The sequence below is a fragment of the Rhizobium sp. BK313 genome, assembly GCF_014193655.1.
In the GTDB taxonomy this organism is placed as follows: Bacteria; Pseudomonadota; Alphaproteobacteria; order Rhizobiales; family Rhizobiaceae; genus Rhizobium.
This window is the reverse complement of the sequence record NZ_JACHZQ010000007.1, coordinates 197,612-212,650: the sequence shown is the minus strand read 5'-3', so window position 1 is coordinate 212,650 and position 15,039 is coordinate 197,612. Positions and strand designations below refer to the sequence as shown.

The window sequence follows — 15,039 nt, the reverse complement described above, 5'->3', positions numbered from 1 at the left end:
GACGATGTCCTTGAAAATCAATCACCGTCTCCTGCCGCTCATCGCACTCGCGGGCGTCTCGCTCGCGGGGGCGACCATCGGCATGGCGAACGAACCCGCAGCCGATCTCGCGACTACTGACGCCTATGGCGATACGGCCTCGCTGAGCGCCGTCGCGCAGCTCGGCCACAAGCTTTTTTACGACCCCTCGCTCTCCGGCAGTGGCCAGATGTCCTGCGCCACATGCCACGATCCGAACAATCACTATGCGCCGGCCAATGATCGGGCCGTGCAGCTTGGCGGGCCGCATCTCGACCAACCGGGTATTCGCGCCGTGCCGAGCCTCGCCTACAAGATGTCGACGCCTTCATTCTCCGTCGGTGCGGAAAGTGCTGCCGACGAGGCGGCCGAGGCGGCGCCGATGACCGAGGCGTCCGGTGTCGCGCTCGCCAATGCTCCCGTGGCCGTCGCAGGGCCATTGACCGCGCAGGCGGTTATCAAAGCGGATTCGAATGCGCCCGATCTGGTGCCGCAGGGCGGCATGTTCTGGGATGGCCGCGTCGATTCGCTGGAGGAACAGGCGCTGCAGCCGATGATCTCGCCCTTCGAGATGGCCAATGCCGATGCAGCCGCCGTCTATGCCAAATTGAAGCAGGGCTACGGCAAGGACATTGCGGCACTCTTTGGCAACAATGTTCTCAACGACCAGGATATGACGATCGCCGAAGTCGGCTTCGCGCTTGCCCGCTACCAGATCGAAGAGCCGTCCTTTCACCCCTATTCGAGCAAGTACGACTATTATCTGCGCGGGAAGGCAACGCTCTCCGACGCCGAAATGCGCGGGCTGAAGCTGTTCGATGACCCTAACAAGGGCAATTGCGCCTCCTGCCATCTCGACAAGATGACGGGCGACGGCCAGATGCCGAACTTCACCGATTTCGAGTTCGAGGCGCTCGGCGCACCGCGCAATGCGGACATTCCGGCCAATGCGGACGCAAAATACTACGACACCGGTATCTGCGGCCCTCTGCGCAACGACACCTATTCCGCTCAACCGCAAAACTGCGGGCTGTTCAAGACGCCCACTCTCCGCAACGTCGCCACACGCCACGTCTTCTTCCACAATGGCGTCTACCGATCGCTGGAAGACGTCACGCGCTTCTACGTCAAGCGCGACACCAATCCCGACGAGATCTATCCGAAGGACGCCAACGGCAAGGTGGAGAAATACAACGACCTGCCGGCGCAATATCAGGCCAATATCGACGTTATCGACGCGCCAATGAACCGCAAACTGGGCGATGCGCCGGCCCTGAACGATACGGAGATTGTCGATGTCGTCGCATTTCTGAAGACGCTGACGGACGGTTACGATCCGAAGAAGGATGGGGTGAAGGCAGCAAACTAGAGCGATTCCCTGAATAGCTGAATCGCCTTAGGCGGCCGCTACGGCAGCACCTTCCGGTATCGGCGGACGGACCTCGATACGATCGCGGCCATCACGCTTGGCCCGATAAACCGCTTCATCGCCTTCTTGCAGCAAAGTCTCGAGCCCGTCCCGGCCCGCCCGTCCTTCAGTAATTCCGATCGACAGCGTTGGCAGAATATCCAGACCAGCCTCTCGCCGCACAGCGTCGCGGAAGGCGGCGCGGATACGCTCGGCAATATGCACGGAGTCACCAATCGCCGTGCGTTCGAGCACCACGACGAACTCATCGCCACCCTGTCGCGCCACAATATCGCCAGCGCGAAGCTGCGCCCTCGCCGCCTGCACGAACAGCAGCAGAATCCTGTCGCCGACTGCGTGGCCATGCGTGTCATTGAGGGTCTTGAAGTGGTCGATGTCGATCAGGAAAACGGACAGAGACGCTGCCGTTGCCAGCGGCTGTACCTCCAGCCGCCCGAAAGCATCGGCGAGACCGCTTCGGTTCATCGCACCGGTCAGCGGATCGTGATGAGCAAGTTCGATCAGCTTGTTGCGGCTACGCTCCGAGGCCATCAGGACAATGGTGATGCCGCGCAGGCAGATGAAGACGGCAGCCGTGAGCGCCAGCCATTGATCCGGGCCTCCCCGGTCAAATAGGCTATCGCCATCCAACCGACCCATAAGGGCCAAGACCGCTCTTCCTGCAAAAATCAATGCAGTCGGCAGGAAGAGACCAACGAGAATCCAACCGGATACCAGTTTTTCCCGTCGGACCAATCGCAGACCCTCGCGCATGATGGCGAGATCGCAACAGCAGAAGATGATGGAGAGATAGGCAATGCGTGGCAGATAGCTGGCGCCACCATCGAAGATGAGGAAGGCGGGCAGGGAGCCGACGATGACGAAGACGCCGTAATACAGGAAATTGATGCGTTCATCAGCAAACACGCGGATGGCGATGAGAAGAGCGACATAGCCGGCAAGCGTCAGGCTATTCGCCAGACCGACCGAAACGAAATCGGGGGCAATATCGCGCAATGCGACGCCGAAACAGCCGAAGCCAAGCAGCAGATTGCTGGCCCCCCACCAGAGTGGCCAGCGCTCGAAACGCCCTGTCGCGTAGGCCAGGAGCTGTACGCAACCGAGTACCAGGCAAGCGACGGCACAGACAACGTAAATCGTCCGTAGATCCAGCACCATGTCGACGTCGCCTCTGTCAAACCTTCTGGATCCCGAGGCTACCTCAACGCACTTGCGGTTCTCTTAACCGGAAGCGCTCAATTGAGACAACTTCCACCGCATCAAGCGCCTTCTCCCCGAGGGGAGAAGGAAGAGATCAAGCGGCCATGGCGACCGGAGGCTGACCCAGTTTACGTCCGCTGGCGACGATCATGCCGGCGGCACCGTCGAGCCAACCATCCTTCAGCTCCAGCGCCAGGAAACGGTTGCGCTGGAACGGGCCGGGCATGACGAGATGGCGGGTCTTTTCGGCGAAGAAGCCGAAACGCTCGTAATAAGGCGCATCGCCGACAAGCAGGATGGCGCCATGGCCACGCTTCTTGGCTTCGAGGATAGCGGCGCGCATCAGCGCCGAACCGACACCCTTGCCTGCATGGGCGCCATCGACTGCCAGCGGGCCGAGCAGCAGCGCATCGACCGGGCGAGTTTCGCGGTCGACACCGGCCTCGATGCTCCACAGGCGAACCGTACCGATGACATGGCCGGCGCGATCGCGGGCGACAAGCGCCAGGCCCTCGGCCGGAACGCGGCCGCGGCGGAGCTTTTCGGACGACTTCTTACGGCGATCGGCGCCCATGGCGCGATCGAGCAGATTTTCGCGAGCGACGACATCGCCTGCGTTTTCCAGGTCGAGGGTGAAGGTGGACGGCGCAAAGAATGCGCGCACAGAATCAAGAACAGCGGCCATTTTGGCCTCCCGTGCCCAATACCGTTATCAGCGGCGGTGAAAAATGATTGTGAGGATGCCGCCCCGGCTGAATACGGGGCCGGCGATATCAGACCTTAGATGATGTAAGCCTTCAGCGGGTCGAACCCGTTGAAAGCAACCGCCGAATAGGTCGTCGTATAGGCACCGGTGCCTTCGATCAGGACCTCGTCGCCGATGGTGAGCGTCACCGGCAGCGGATAGAGGTTCTTCTCATAGAGCACATCGGCCGAATCGCAGGTCGGGCCAGCGATGACACAGGGTTCCATCTCGTCGCCGTCGCGCGTCGTGCGGATCGGGTAGCGGATCGCCTCGTCCATGGTTTCGGCGAGACCGCCGAACTTGCCGATGTCGAGGAAGACCCAGCGAGCGGCATCGTTGTCCGACTTCTTGGAAATCAGGACGACTTCAGCCTTGATCACACCCGCATTGCCGACCATGCCGCGGCCCGGCTCGATGATCGTGTGCGGGATCTGGTTGCCGAAATGGGCGCGCAGAGCCGCAAAGATCGCCTTGCCATAAGCTTCCGCCGACGGAACGTCGCGCAGATACTTGGTCGGGAAACCGCCGCCCATGTTGACCATCTGCAGGTGGATACCCTGCTTGGCAAGCGAGACAAAGACGCGCTTGGCATCGGCAAGAGCCGCATCCCAGGCATCGACCTTGGTCATCTGCGAGCCGACGTGGAAAGACACGCCGTAGGATTCCAGACCCAGCTGATGGGCATAAACGAGCACGTCGACGGCCATCTGCGGAACGCAGCCGAACTTGCGCGACAGCGGCCATTCGGCGCCTTCGCCATCCGTCAGCACGCGGCAGAACACGCGGGCGCCGGGAGCGGCACGCGAAATCTTCTCGACTTCCTCGTGGCTGTCGACGGCGAAGAGGTTGATACCGAGTCCATGCGCACGGGCGATATCGCGCTCCTTCTTGATCGTGTTGCCATAGGAGATGCGAGCGGCCGTCGCACCAGCGTCGAGCGCCATTTCGATTTCAGCGACGGACGCGCAATCGAAGTTGGAGCCGAGGCTTGCGAGCAGGCGCAGCACTTCCGGAGCCGGGTTGGCCTTTACGGCATAGTAGATGGCGCTGTCCGGCATGGCATGACGGAAGGCGTGAAAATTGTCGCGGACGACATCGAGATCAACCACCAGGCAGGGACCGTCCGGACGTCGGGTAGCGAGAAAGTCGCGAATACGTTGCGTGGTCATGTCAATTCCCTTTTCAATTCCAAAAGCTCCGGGAAAGACCCAGAGGACAAAGGGCGACGCTCATTCGCTCAGGTACCAGCCGGTGGAGACCCCGGAACCGTGCAAACGCGCGAAGCGCAGATAATGAACCAGTGCTGCGAATGCAGCGCTAATTCGGCTTTGTCTGCCATGGATTGGAGGGAAAATCCCAACCGCACTTCCGGCAATGAAGGTGTGCCTCTTCAGTAACCCCGGCTGTTGGAAAGCCGGGAGAGAACAAAAAGGCCCGCACCGTCGTTGCTTCAGATGTCCTCGCATTTTCCGGTTGGCCGGAATAGCGACTGGAGGGGTTAATTCCAGGTACCTTACCGATTTTCTCACCACATCGAGGATCGGCGGACACCCACGGGCACGTGCGACTTTGGGCTGAACGGGAAATAGGAATATTCGCCGTCATAATCAAGAATTTTTTTCGCCAATGGCTCAAAAAAATAATTGAACAAGTCGGCGCATTTTGTTCAATAACTTGCAACAGTTAACGAGGGCTTCGCCATGGACACCTTAACCCGGATTCGCGCCTTCATCGACGTGGTCGAAGCGGAAGGCTTTTCCGCGGCCGCCAGGAAAACCGGACGCTCCAAGGCGCTGCTTTCCAAATATGTGCGAGAACTCGAGGACGAGCTTGGCGCTCTCCTGCTCAATCGAACGACCCGACAATTCTCAATGACCGAAGCGGGTCACACTTATTATCGCACCGCTTCCGACATATTGAAGGAAATCGACAATCTCGCCGACCTCGTGCGGGAGAACAATCAGCAGCTCAAGGGCCGGCTGCGTGTCTCCGTGCCGCGCACCTTCGTCGACGCCGACGTCGGGCAATCGTTGATCGACTTCGCCAGGGAAAATCCTGACCTCGCGCTGGAGATCGCCGCCGATGACCGGTTCGTCGATCTGATCGAGGAAGGCTTCGACGTCGCCGTACGCGTCACCAAGCTCGAGGATTCCGGCATGATCGCTCGCAAGATCTCGGATTTCCGCGTTCATATCTGCGCGACCAAAGAGTTTCTTGACCGCTACCCGACGCTGGAGCATCCCAACGATCTGGCAAATGTGCCCTTCATCATCGATACCAATAACCGTTCGCAGAACAGCATCCGCTTCTTCAATCCGGACAGCAGCACATTCAACGTCACGATCAGTGGTCCGATCGAAGTCAATAGCCCGCACGCCACCCTGCGCGCAGCTTTGTCCGGCCTCGGCGTTGCCGTGGTTCCGGATTTCATCGGCCGCAAGGTGATCGAGAGCGGCGAACTATTGACATTGTTTAACGACTACATCCCGACCGACCGCGGCATTTATGCCGTCTATCCGCACCGCCGCTATCTCCCGGCCAAGGTGCGCGTCTTCGTGGACTACCTGCATAACTGGTTCCGCAAACACGGCTGAGCATTCCAGTTGTCAAAACCAGCGAGGCGTGCGGCTGATCGCCCATGTCCCGCACATCATTGGCAGATATGTTTCGCACCCTGTCTCGGTTGAAATTTCTCCCCGCGCCCTGTCAAAATCGCGCCGGTTCAAACGTCAATGCTGCACGGGGCCGTGGAGCTCCGCGTATCGAGAGAAAGGAACGCGTCATGCAATATATGCTGTTGGTGTATTGGAACGAAGCCGAACACAAGAATGCTAAAAAAGAACAGAAGGCCGAGACGTTCGCGGCCTACGCGGCCTACACGGAAGTGTTGAAAAAGGCCGGAGCGTTCCTGGCGGGCAGTGGATTGCAGGATTCCTCGACGGCAACCGTGGTGCGCGCGCCGGATGGCAAGCCCTCGGTTCTCAACGGCCCCTATATCGAGAGCAAGGAGCAGTTGGGCGGCTATTATCTCATCGAGGCGGCTGATCTCGACAGCGCCCTCGTCTGGGCAGCGCGTTGTCCGGGCGCTCGGCACGACACGGTCGAGGTTCGCCCTCTCATGGTTTATTGATGCCATGCCGCGAGGAGACGGCCAGAATGCCACCAAAGCTGCCGAGGCGGTTGCGCGCCGAAGCTATGGCAAACTGGTCGCCATTCTCGCGGCGCGCACGCGCGATGTGGCCGGCGCCGAAGACGCCTTGTCGGAGGCCTTTGCCTCTGCTCTGGCCGATTGGCCAGTCAATGGCGCGCCGGAAAGCCCCGAGGCCTGGCTGCTTGCCGTTGCCCGGCGCAAGATGATCGACGCCATCAGGCGCGGACGGGTCAGCGCCGCCGCCTCCGAACATCTTCGGCTCATGGCGGAGGAGTTGGAGGCAACCGCGAGCCAAGCGCCAGAAATTCCAGACGAGCGCCTTGCTTTGATGTTCGCTTGCGCGCATCGGGCAATAGAGCCTGGAATTAGAGCACCGCTGATCCTGCAGACGATCCTCGGGTTTGACGCACAGACAATCGGTTCCGCCTTCCTGGTCTCGCCGGCGGCAATGGGCCAACGACTGGCGCGGGCAAAAAACAGGATTCGACGCGCCAAGATTCCTTTACGCGTGCCCGACAGGACAGACATGCGCCCGCGCCTTGGCGCAGTCCTCGAGGCGGTTTATGCGGCCTATACGGAAGGCTGGAGTGATCCGGCCGGCGCCGATGTGAGCCTGCGCAACCTGGCTGAGGAGGCGATTTGGCTTGGCCGGCTGATCGTCGCGCTCTTGCCAAGGGAGGCCGAAGCGCTCGGCCTGCTTGCGCTGATGCTCTATTCACATGCGCGGCTTGGCGCCCGGCGCAGTCCGGCCGGCGAATTTGTACCGCTGGCCGATCAGGATCCTGCTCTGTGGGACGAAGGGTTGATCGACGAAGCTGAGGGGTTGCTTATTCACGCCAGTGCGTTTGACGCCTTCGACCGCTATCAATTGGAAGCGGCAATCCAATCGGCCCATGTCGCGCGACGCCGAACAGGCACGACTGATTGGGTGGCGATCGAACGTCTCTACGATGGCCTCTGCGCAATTACCGGCTCGCCGGTGGCGGCCATCAATCGCGCGATCGCCGTGGCGCAGACGCGAGGCCCCACCGCAGGGCTGGCGGCGCTGCCGACGCTGGACCCCGGCAGCCGGCTTATCGAGTATCAACCCTATTGGGCGGCGCGAGCCGAACTTCATGCGAGAGCGGGGGAAATGGTGGCTGCACGCGAGGCCTATGAGCAAGCGATAGCGCTGGAAATAGATCCTGCGGTCCGCCGCTTCTTGCAAAAGCGGCGGACGGAAAGCTTGGCGCCCGATAGCCCCCAGGGACGTCAAGCAAAGACAGAACCTGACCAAACAAACTTGCTTTGAGTTACCCTAATTCTCCCCCGCTTATCAGGCTAGCGACGCGTCGACGCATTTGTTCTTCGCAAAATGGATCACTTCTTCGTGGCGCGTGTTGCGAGATCAAATACTTAACTCAATCGCATCGAATTGGTTTTGATACCAGTTCCGCCGGCCGGTCCCAATTCCGTCTCATTTCCTGACCAGAAGTCGAAGTGAATCAATGCTCACGAAGCACATCGGACGCATGAGAAAATCCACTCCTATCCACGCTGCCGCCCTTGCCGGAGGCCTGTTGCTCGCGCCCGTCGCGGCATCGGCGCATCCGCATATCTTCGTGGAAGCGCGACTGGAAGTGCTGGCGGGCTCCGACGGGGCCGTGCAGGAGCTGCGCAATGTCTGGCGCTTCGACGAGGTTTTCTCATCGTCGGTGCTGATGGATTTCGATAAGAACACCAATCTGAAGCTCGACCCGGATGAGCTCAAGGAAGTCGGCAAGACGGTGCGCGATTCGCTGGTCGACTACGACTACTACACAAACCTGACGCTCAACGGCAAAGCCATCAAGGTGAACAAGCCCGACGTCATCAATGTCGACTATAAGGACGGCCAGCTTCTGATGTTCTTCGCGGTCAAGCCGTCCGAGCCGATGCCGCTGAAGGGCAACAAGCTCAGCTTCGGCATTTACGATCCGACACTCTACACCTCGATCGATTTTCCCAGCGACAACGAGCTGGTGACCGAGGGCGATGCCTTCAAAGGCTGCACGCAGAAGGTCGTACGCCCCGATCCGGACGAGGTCATCGCCGAAAACAAGTCAACATTGACGGATGCCTTCTTCAACGATCCGACGGGAACGACCATGTCGAAGCTCTTCGCAACGCGGATAGACGTCCAATGCTGACCTTGCGGATATCGAAGCTGCTCCCGGCGGCGGCCCTCGCCTTTCTCGCGGCAGCAAGCCTCGCCCACGCCACCGGATCACCGCTCGGCATCGGCACCGCGGAGCCGAGCTTCCAGCCGATCGGGGGACCGCTGGCGCCGATCTTCCTCTATGTGAACTACGAGCAGCAGGCCTTCTATCGGGCGCTCAACAAATCGATCGAGGCCATGCGCCAGGATCCCTGGCAGCTCTGGACACTGATCGGTCTCTCCTTCGCCTACGGCATCTTCCACGCCGCCGGGCCCGGCCACGGCAAGGCCGTCATCTCTTCCTACATGGTTGCCAACGAGATCGAGCTGAAGCGTGGCATCGTCATCTCGTTCATCTCGGCCTTCATCCAGGGCCTCGTTGCCGTCCTCGTCGTCGGGGCCGCCTATTTCGTCCTGCGCGGCTCGGGCATCACCATGACGATGGCCACCAATGCGATGGAGATCACCAGCTTCGTCATGGTGATCATCTTTGGCGGCTGGCTGTTGTTCCGCAAGCTGCGCTCGATGCTGCAGAACCAGCCACAACGCCAGCAGGTGCAGCTCGCGACATCGGCTGGCCCGATCAGTATGTCCCTGTTCGAAGACGCCTCGAACGGTTCGGGGCCTGTGCAAAAACTCTCCCGCCTCCGCACCACGCCGCAGGCGGGCAACGGGTATAATTGCGACGATCCGACACATGATATCGGCAATGGCATGGTCTGCGAAGCCTGCGGCCATTCCCATCTGCCGGATCCGAAAATGCTGTCGAATGAAAATTTCAGCGTCCGCGAAGCTTGGTCGGCGATCATCACCGTCGGCCTGCGCCCCTGCTCCGGCGCGCTGCTGGTCATGACCTTCTCGATGCTGAACGGGCTCTATCTCGGCGGCCTGCTCTCCGTCCTCGCCATGTCGGTCGGCACGGCGTTGACCGTCTCACTGCTCGCGATCATCGCCGTCTTCGCCAAGGGGACCGCCATGCATTTCACTGGTCGGGGCTCGAAGCTCTCGACATGGGTTGGCAATGGCATCGAAATTTTTGGTGCGCTGCTGGTCATTTGCACCGGCGTTATATTGCTCGGTGCATCGCTGCAGACCTGATCCGGCTAATTATCGGCTCTTGCGCCTCTGATAGCGGGCTCTCAGCCAGAAGACTAAAAAGAAGGCCAGGATGACGAGGACACCGAAGCCGGTGCCGAGCCACGGCGAAACATTGCCGAGCCGGACGATGATATCCGGCATCAGGTACAGCAGCGCCATGGCGGCCAGCAAGATGATGGCGGCGGCAATCGCCGTTGAGCGGGTTTCGCTTTTCTTATCCGTCAAAATGGCCAATCCTTCGCGCAGCGCTGCCTATTTTCGGGCGAAGGCTTAGGCCAGCCGCCTGCGAAAGGCAACCGGCCCTTTCCGGACGACGATCAGACCTTGGCGCTTGCGACCGTTGCCTCGATATGGTCCACCAGCGCATCGGGGAGACCGAGCCGGCCGGCGAGAAGATCGAGATAGCCGCGCTCCGCTCGCGAATCCGGCTCGATCGCCAGGCGCGAGGCGGTGTAGACCTGCACGCGCTGTTCCTCCGTCTGTGCCGATGCGACGATGGCGTCGAGATCGACAGGATTGGCAAGCTCGCGCTCGAAGAAGGCTTCCGCTTCCGCGCCGACTCCTGCTTCGTGTACCTTGCCGAGAATATGCTGCCGCTCCGCATCATCGATGTGCCCATCGGCGCGGGCCGCGGCGATCATGGCTCGGACCAAGGTCAGCGCGAAATCGTTGCTGGCGATCGCCGGCGCGGTACTGAAGCCGGAATTGGAAGGCGGCGGCAGGAATTGCGGCTCCGCCTGCTGGGCAGATTGCGGCGCCGGCTGCGGCGTGTTGCCGGCCTGATAATTTTTGTAGGCCTGATAGCCAAGCCCTGCGATGGCGGCGAGACCACCGAGCGTCAGTGCATTGCCGGCAATCTGGCGGCCTGTCTTCGTGCCCAGCAACACGCCGGCGATCGCACTGGTCGCCAGCGGATTGTCCCTGGCGAGATTGATGGCCTCGCTCGCCTTGTCTCTCACGCTTCCCTGCATTCCCGGAACCTGCGATCCCAGGAATTGGTCCAGAAGCTTACGGGCGTCGATCATGTTGATGGTCCTCCGTCCTTTGTGATGGCGAGAGGGAAATAGGAAGGCAGGACCGCAAATACAAATCCGCTGAAAAGCAAAAGGGCGCGCATGAAGCCATGCACGCCCTAAAATCGACTTTTCAGAAGGCTCAGCCCTTCAATGCGGCCGCTTCGGCGGCGAGCTTGGTGATCCCCGCCCAATCGCCTGCCGCCACCAGTTCCTTCGGCGCAACCCAGGAGCCGCCGACGCAGATGACGTTCGGCAGCGACAGGTAATCATGTGCGTTTTTCAGCGAAATACCGCCGGTCGGGCAGAACAGCGTGCCTGACAGCGGCGAGGACAGCGCCTTCAGATAGGCGGCGCCGCCAGCCTGTTCGGCCGGGAAGAACTTCAGCACCTTGTAGCCTTCCTCGCGCAGCGCCATGACTTCGCTCGCGGTCGCCGCACCTGGCAGCAGCGGTACGTCGGAGTCGCGGGCAACGTCGAGCAGTTCCTGCGTCGTGCCGGGGCTGACGATGAATTTCGAACCGGCCTGGACGGCAGCTTCCCATTGCGCGACATTCAGGATCGTGCCGGCACCAACTTCGGCGCCTTCGACTTCCTCGGCCACGGCGCGAACGGCATCAAGCGCGCCGGTAGTCCGAAGCGTGATCTCGATTGCCTTCAAGCCGCCGGCGACAAGCGCACGGGCGAGCGGCACGGCCGACTTCGCATCTTCAACGATGAGGACAGGGACGACGGGCTGCAGTTTCAGGATGGAAAGAAGCTTTTCGGTTTTCTCGCCCATGGTCGGCGTGCTCCCTTAAAACGATTGAAATCCGGTTTCCGAATAGCCTTCCCGAGGGTCCTTGTCGAGACAAAAGCTAAGTTTGAATACAACGGGTAGGAAATGCCGAAAACTTCCGTTAGTCTATCTAGATATGATCCTGGCGGAGCATGTCGAGCGCATGGCAAAAGAGATCGAGCGAAAGTTTCTGGTCCGCGGCGATCATTGGCGCGACCTCGTTTCCGAGAAACTCACCTTACGGCAGGCCTATGTCGCCTCCATGGACGATCGTTCCGTTCGCGTTCGTCTGACGAACGACACGGTCGCGACCCTGACGATGAAGATCGGCAGGGCGATGACGCGGGACGAATTCGAATATGAAATCCCTGTTGCCGATGCCGAGGAACTGCTTGGCAACGCCATCGGCCTCGTCATCGAGAAGACCCGCTACAAGGTGCCCTTTAGGGGTTTCGTCTGGGAAGTCGACGTTTTTCGTGGAGCACATCGTGGCCTGGTGATCGCCGAGGTCGAGATGGAGGACGAAAGTGACGATCCGGAATTGCCGGACTGGGTCGGCCGCGAGGTGACCGGCGAATACCGCTACTCCAATCAGGCGCTCGCGACGCAATTCGAACAGGAATACAATGAGTTATCGCATTCGGCCTGACAGGGCTCTCGATGACGAGGTGCATGCCGCAGCAGCGCAGCAGCTCGGCAAGGCGATTGCGACATTGACGGATCGGCCGGAGGGACTGCACGAGGCGGTGCACACGGCGCGCAAACATATCAAGCGTGTGCGCGCGCTCTACCGGCTGGTCGCCCGGCGCGCGCCAGAATTCCAACAACAGGAAAATGACAGGCTGCGGCAGATGGCGCGAACGCTCTCCAGCGTTCGCGACGCTACGGCCTTGATCGAGGCCGGCCGTCATCTGCACGAGACGGCGACATCCGAGGACGAAGCCCAGGCGCTTGCCCGCGTCATCGATGTGCTCACGGCCCGGCGCGATCGGTTGTCGAAGACAGAAACCGATCTCGAGGAGAAGGCGGCAGGAGCAGTCGCCACCTGCCGCGAGGCATTGGAAGCACTAAAGGCCACCTCCTTCGACAGCGGCCGGCGCGAGACCGCGCGCCTTTTTCAAAAAAGCTGGCGAAGGACAGGGCGCAAGGCCGCCAAGGCACTTTCCGAATGCCATGCCGAAGCCCATACCGACCAGTTTCACGACCTGCGCAAACGCAGTCAGGATTGCTGGATGCATCATGCGCTGCTGCGCGACATCTGGCCGGCGGCCATGCACGCAAAGCAGCTCGAGGCCAAGGCGTTGGTCGATGTGCTCGGCCGCTATCTCGATCTGTCGATGCTTTCCGAAGTCACCGATCGCGAGCCGCATCTCTTCAACGGAAGCGACGACCGCGCCCGCCTGCTGGAGGCGATCATCTCCCGCCAACAAACCGCCCGCCAGGATGCGCTGACCAAAGCCCGCTGGGTTTTTGCCGACGAGCCCGAGCAGGAAGCACGGACGATCAAGCGGCTTTGGCTGGAAGCGGGGGATTGAGGAAAATGGCTTATCCCGTTCACACAGGTACTAACCACATTTAGCATTCGCGCATGGCGGGTGTCCTGCTCCGAGGCCATGGTCGACCCGGACAGGCATCCGCTGTCCGGCATGATCGAGATAGATGAGACGAACGTGCCTTTCCGTCGGAAAGACGAGCCGGAAGGGGGAGGCCAGGGGCGCAGCCCCATCGGTAAGATTTTCATGATCGGAGCCGTCGAGATACAGGCGGGGAAATATCCGGCGATGACGCCGGACGTCGAAGTTGATCTGCGCACTCGAAATTAACCTTTTGTTGTACTTGCTACTTGATATCAAGATATATTAGTACGTTCTAATTGTATTACGTACATAGCCTGATATGGCAAAGGGACAGTTCAGGCCCTGGGGAGGCCATTTTCTGTGGAGGGGAATATGAAAGTCACACGTCGCACCGCGTCGATCGGTGCTCTCGGTCTGCTTGCCGCTAGTTCACTCTCACCCGCACACGCCTTAGATGATCCACTCCTCGATCCCTTTGAGGGAAAAAGTGATTTCTGGCTGGCGGTCGAGGCTTACATCTACGGCTACCCGCTGGTCACCATGGAGATGACCCGCCGCGTCATCACCAACGTCGCCAAGGTTGCTGGCACAAAGGGTCCGATGGGACAGATCATCAAGCTTCGAGAATATCCGAACGCGTCGTTCACCGACGTTACTGCACCGAATGCAGATACCCTTTACACAACCGCGTTCGTCGATGTCGGCAAGGAGCCCTGGGTTTTCTCTATCCCGGAAATGAAGGATCGATACTACCTGTTCCCGATGCTCGACGGCTGGACAACAGTATTCCAGGTTCCTGGAAAACGGACGACGGGCGGCGAACCGCAGACATATGCGATCACCGGACCCGGCTGGGAAGGCAAGCTTCCGGACGGTGTCACGGAGTATAAATCCCCGACCAGTATCGTTTGGATTCTCGGTCGTATCTACTGCACCGGAACGCCCGAGGACTACAAGGCCGTTCATGAGCTGCAAGACCAGTGCAACCTGGTGCCCTTGAGCAGCTATGGCAAGGACTGGAAGCCATCGGTCGGCAAGGTCGACCCCAAGATCGACATGAAGACGGCCGTACGCGAACAGGTGAACCGCATGGACGCCGTCGAGTACTTCACCCTGCTTAGCGAACTCATGAAGACGAACCCGCCGACCGCGGAGGACGCGCCGATGGTCGAGAAGATGGCTGAAATCGGAATCGTCCCCGGGAAGGATTTCGACAAAAGCAAACTGGACGCCCATTTCGTCAAGCGCGTCCCCGAGATCGCTTTCGCCCGCATAATGCTTCACTTCAAGTTCAGCGATGGCGATATCGCGGATATAAACGGCTGGGGCTATACCACCAAGACGGGCATTTATGGGACAAACTATCTGCAACGGGCACTGATTACGGCTATCGGCCTTGGCGCGAATCGACCGGAGGATGCCATCTATCCGACGTCGACCAAGTCCAAGGACGGGCTTTTTTCTCGTGCCTATGCGGGGTCCGAGGACTATGTCCTGACGTTTCCAAAGGGACAGACGCCGCCGGTAAAAGGCTTTTGGTCGATAACGATGTACAACGAAAAGTACTTCTTCGTCGACAATCCGATCAACCGCTACTCCATCAGCGCACGACAGGACCTGAAGCCCAATGCCGATGGATCGATCGACATCTACATCCAGAACAAGTCGCCCGGCGTCGACAAGGAGTCCAACTGGCTACCAGCACCGAAGGGCAAGTTCATCCTGATGATGAGGCTTTACTGGCCCGACGACAAATCGCCTTCCATACTTGATGGATCATGGGTAATACCACCGGCAAAGAAGACATAGTAGTCGACTCGCGGTTTTGCCGAGGGTACTTCAACGATGTGCGTT

The 15,039-nt window shown here is 60.0% G+C and carries 15 protein-coding genes and 1 pseudogene; 10 read left to right on the top strand and 6 right to left on the bottom strand.

The window, feature by feature from the left end:
- The first annotated feature begins 4 nt into the window (after nucleotides 1-4).
- Entirely contained in the window at nucleotides 5-1,387 is a 1,383-nt protein-coding gene (locus FHT86_RS29405) for a cytochrome-c peroxidase (RefSeq protein WP_133710443.1), read from the top strand.
- Between the two features lie 27 nt (nucleotides 1,388-1,414).
- Here FHT86_RS29405 and FHT86_RS29400 read toward each other — a convergent pair whose 3' ends face one another.
- The 3 genes from FHT86_RS29400 to odc2 form a co-directional block, all read right to left on the bottom strand.
- Nucleotides 1,415-2,605 carry a diguanylate cyclase gene (locus FHT86_RS29400; protein WP_133710442.1) on the bottom strand — a complete coding sequence of 397 codons (1,191 nt, stop codon included), beginning with the start codon at nucleotides 2,603-2,605 and terminating at the stop codon, nucleotides 1,415-1,417.
- A 136-nt stretch (nucleotides 2,606-2,741) separates the two neighbouring features.
- Nucleotides 2,742-3,332: a GNAT family N-acetyltransferase gene (locus tag FHT86_RS29395; protein WP_133710441.1), complete on the bottom strand. Its 591-nt coding sequence runs from the start codon at nucleotides 3,330-3,332 to the stop codon at nucleotides 2,742-2,744.
- Between the two features lie 95 nt (nucleotides 3,333-3,427).
- On the bottom strand, nucleotides 3,428-4,561 hold the full coding sequence (gene odc2, locus FHT86_RS29390; protein ID WP_133710440.1) for an ornithine/lysine decarboxylase: 1,134 nt from the start codon (nucleotides 4,559-4,561) through the stop codon (nucleotides 3,428-3,430).
- 531 nt (nucleotides 4,562-5,092) lie between these two features.
- Between odc2 and FHT86_RS29385 the strand changes: the two genes are divergently transcribed.
- The 5 genes from FHT86_RS29385 (at nucleotide 5,093) to FHT86_RS29365 (ending at nucleotide 9,817) form a co-directional block, all read left to right on the top strand.
- On the top strand, nucleotides 5,093-5,986 hold the full coding sequence (locus FHT86_RS29385) for a LysR family transcriptional regulator (RefSeq protein ID WP_133710439.1): 894 nt from the start codon (nucleotides 5,093-5,095) through the stop codon (nucleotides 5,984-5,986).
- Between the two features lie 188 nt (nucleotides 5,987-6,174).
- Nucleotides 6,175-6,522: a YciI family protein gene (locus FHT86_RS29380; RefSeq protein ID WP_133710438.1), complete on the top strand. Its 348-nt coding sequence runs from the start codon at nucleotides 6,175-6,177 to the stop codon at nucleotides 6,520-6,522.
- A gap of 4 nt (nucleotides 6,523-6,526) precedes the next feature.
- Nucleotides 6,527-7,834, top strand: coding sequence for an RNA polymerase sigma factor (locus FHT86_RS29375; RefSeq protein WP_133710437.1), 1,308 nt, complete (start codon nucleotides 6,527-6,529; stop codon nucleotides 7,832-7,834).
- 220 nt (nucleotides 7,835-8,054) lie between these two features.
- Nucleotides 8,055-8,711: a DUF1007 family protein gene (locus tag FHT86_RS29370; RefSeq protein WP_166656957.1), complete on the top strand. Its 657-nt coding sequence runs from the start codon at nucleotides 8,055-8,057 to the stop codon at nucleotides 8,709-8,711.
- A complete protein-coding gene (locus FHT86_RS29365) occupies nucleotides 8,705-9,817 on the top strand; it encodes a nickel/cobalt transporter (RefSeq protein WP_133710435.1) in 1,113 nt (370 codons plus the stop codon). The genes FHT86_RS29370 and FHT86_RS29365 overlap by 7 nt, the downstream gene beginning before the upstream one ends.
- A 9-nt stretch (nucleotides 9,818-9,826) precedes the next feature.
- Here the strand turns inward: FHT86_RS29365 and FHT86_RS29360 are convergent, their stop codons facing one another.
- The 3 genes from FHT86_RS29360 to FHT86_RS29350 form a co-directional block, all read right to left on the bottom strand.
- Nucleotides 9,827-10,042, bottom strand: coding sequence for a hypothetical protein (locus FHT86_RS29360; protein WP_166656956.1), 216 nt, complete (start codon nucleotides 10,040-10,042; stop codon nucleotides 9,827-9,829).
- Between the two features lie 92 nt (nucleotides 10,043-10,134).
- Entirely contained in the window at nucleotides 10,135-10,842 is a 708-nt protein-coding gene (locus tag FHT86_RS29355) for a tellurite resistance TerB family protein (protein WP_133710433.1), read from the bottom strand.
- A 130-nt stretch (nucleotides 10,843-10,972) separates the two neighbouring features.
- Nucleotides 10,973-11,611 (bottom strand): 2-dehydro-3-deoxy-phosphogluconate aldolase, encoded by a 639-nt coding sequence (locus FHT86_RS29350; protein ID WP_133710432.1) that lies wholly within the window; start codon nucleotides 11,609-11,611, stop codon nucleotides 10,973-10,975.
- Between the two features lie 160 nt (nucleotides 11,612-11,771).
- Here FHT86_RS29350 and FHT86_RS29345 point away from each other — a divergent pair, with 160 nt between their 5' ends.
- The 4 genes and pseudogenes from FHT86_RS29345 (at nucleotide 11,772) to FHT86_RS29330 (ending at nucleotide 14,994) form a co-directional block, all read left to right on the top strand.
- On the top strand, nucleotides 11,772-12,257 hold the full coding sequence (locus tag FHT86_RS29345; RefSeq protein WP_133710431.1) for a CYTH domain-containing protein: 486 nt from the start codon (nucleotides 11,772-11,774) through the stop codon (nucleotides 12,255-12,257).
- The gene (locus FHT86_RS29340; RefSeq protein ID WP_133710430.1) at nucleotides 12,235-13,143 is read left to right on the top strand and encodes a CHAD domain-containing protein; all 909 of its coding nucleotides are present in this window, start codon (nucleotides 12,235-12,237) and stop codon (nucleotides 13,141-13,143) included. Before FHT86_RS29345 ends, FHT86_RS29340 begins: the two co-directional genes overlap by 23 nt.
- A 75-nt stretch (nucleotides 13,144-13,218) precedes the next feature.
- Nucleotides 13,219-13,365: pseudogene (locus FHT86_RS29335) on the top strand (IS1595 family transposase); the annotation flags it as partial.
- Nucleotides 13,366-13,557: 192 nt separating this feature from the next.
- Complete coding sequence (locus FHT86_RS29330) at nucleotides 13,558-14,994, top strand: DUF1254 domain-containing protein (protein WP_133710429.1); 1,437 nt, start codon at nucleotides 13,558-13,560, stop codon at nucleotides 14,992-14,994.
- Nucleotides 14,995-15,039 lie beyond the last annotated feature (45 nt).

Bases quoted from the DNA above. Each gene is read 5' to 3' on its own strand.
- FHT86_RS29375 (WP_133710437.1), top strand. From the start codon at position 6,527: ATGCCGCGAGGAGACGGCCAGAATGCCACCAAAGCTGCCGAGGCGGTT.
- FHT86_RS29340 (WP_133710430.1), top strand. From the start codon at position 12,235: ATGAGTTATCGCATTCGGCCTGACAGGGCTCTCGATGACGAGGTGCAT.
- FHT86_RS29355 (WP_133710433.1), bottom strand. From the start codon at position 10,842: ATGATCGACGCCCGTAAGCTTCTGGACCAATTCCTGGGATCGCAGGTT.
- FHT86_RS29330 (WP_133710429.1), top strand. From the start codon at position 13,558: ATGAAAGTCACACGTCGCACCGCGTCGATCGGTGCTCTCGGTCTGCTT.
- FHT86_RS29365 (WP_133710435.1), top strand. From the start codon at position 8,705: ATGCTGACCTTGCGGATATCGAAGCTGCTCCCGGCGGCGGCCCTCGCC.
- FHT86_RS29345 (WP_133710431.1), top strand. From the start codon at position 11,772: ATGGCAAAAGAGATCGAGCGAAAGTTTCTGGTCCGCGGCGATCATTGG.
- FHT86_RS29405 (WP_133710443.1), top strand. From the start codon at position 5: ATGTCCTTGAAAATCAATCACCGTCTCCTGCCGCTCATCGCACTCGCG.
- odc2 (WP_133710440.1), bottom strand. From the start codon at position 4,561: ATGACCACGCAACGTATTCGCGACTTTCTCGCTACCCGACGTCCGGAC.
- FHT86_RS29380 (WP_133710438.1), top strand. From the start codon at position 6,175: ATGCAATATATGCTGTTGGTGTATTGGAACGAAGCCGAACACAAGAAT.
- FHT86_RS29400 (WP_133710442.1), bottom strand. From the start codon at position 2,605: ATGGTGCTGGATCTACGGACGATTTACGTTGTCTGTGCCGTCGCTTGC.
- FHT86_RS29370 (WP_166656957.1), top strand. From the start codon at position 8,055: ATGAGAAAATCCACTCCTATCCACGCTGCCGCCCTTGCCGGAGGCCTG.
- FHT86_RS29350 (WP_133710432.1), bottom strand. From the start codon at position 11,611: ATGGGCGAGAAAACCGAAAAGCTTCTTTCCATCCTGAAACTGCAGCCC.
- FHT86_RS29385 (WP_133710439.1), top strand. From the start codon at position 5,093: ATGGACACCTTAACCCGGATTCGCGCCTTCATCGACGTGGTCGAAGCG.
- FHT86_RS29395 (WP_133710441.1), bottom strand. From the start codon at position 3,332: ATGGCCGCTGTTCTTGATTCTGTGCGCGCATTCTTTGCGCCGTCCACC.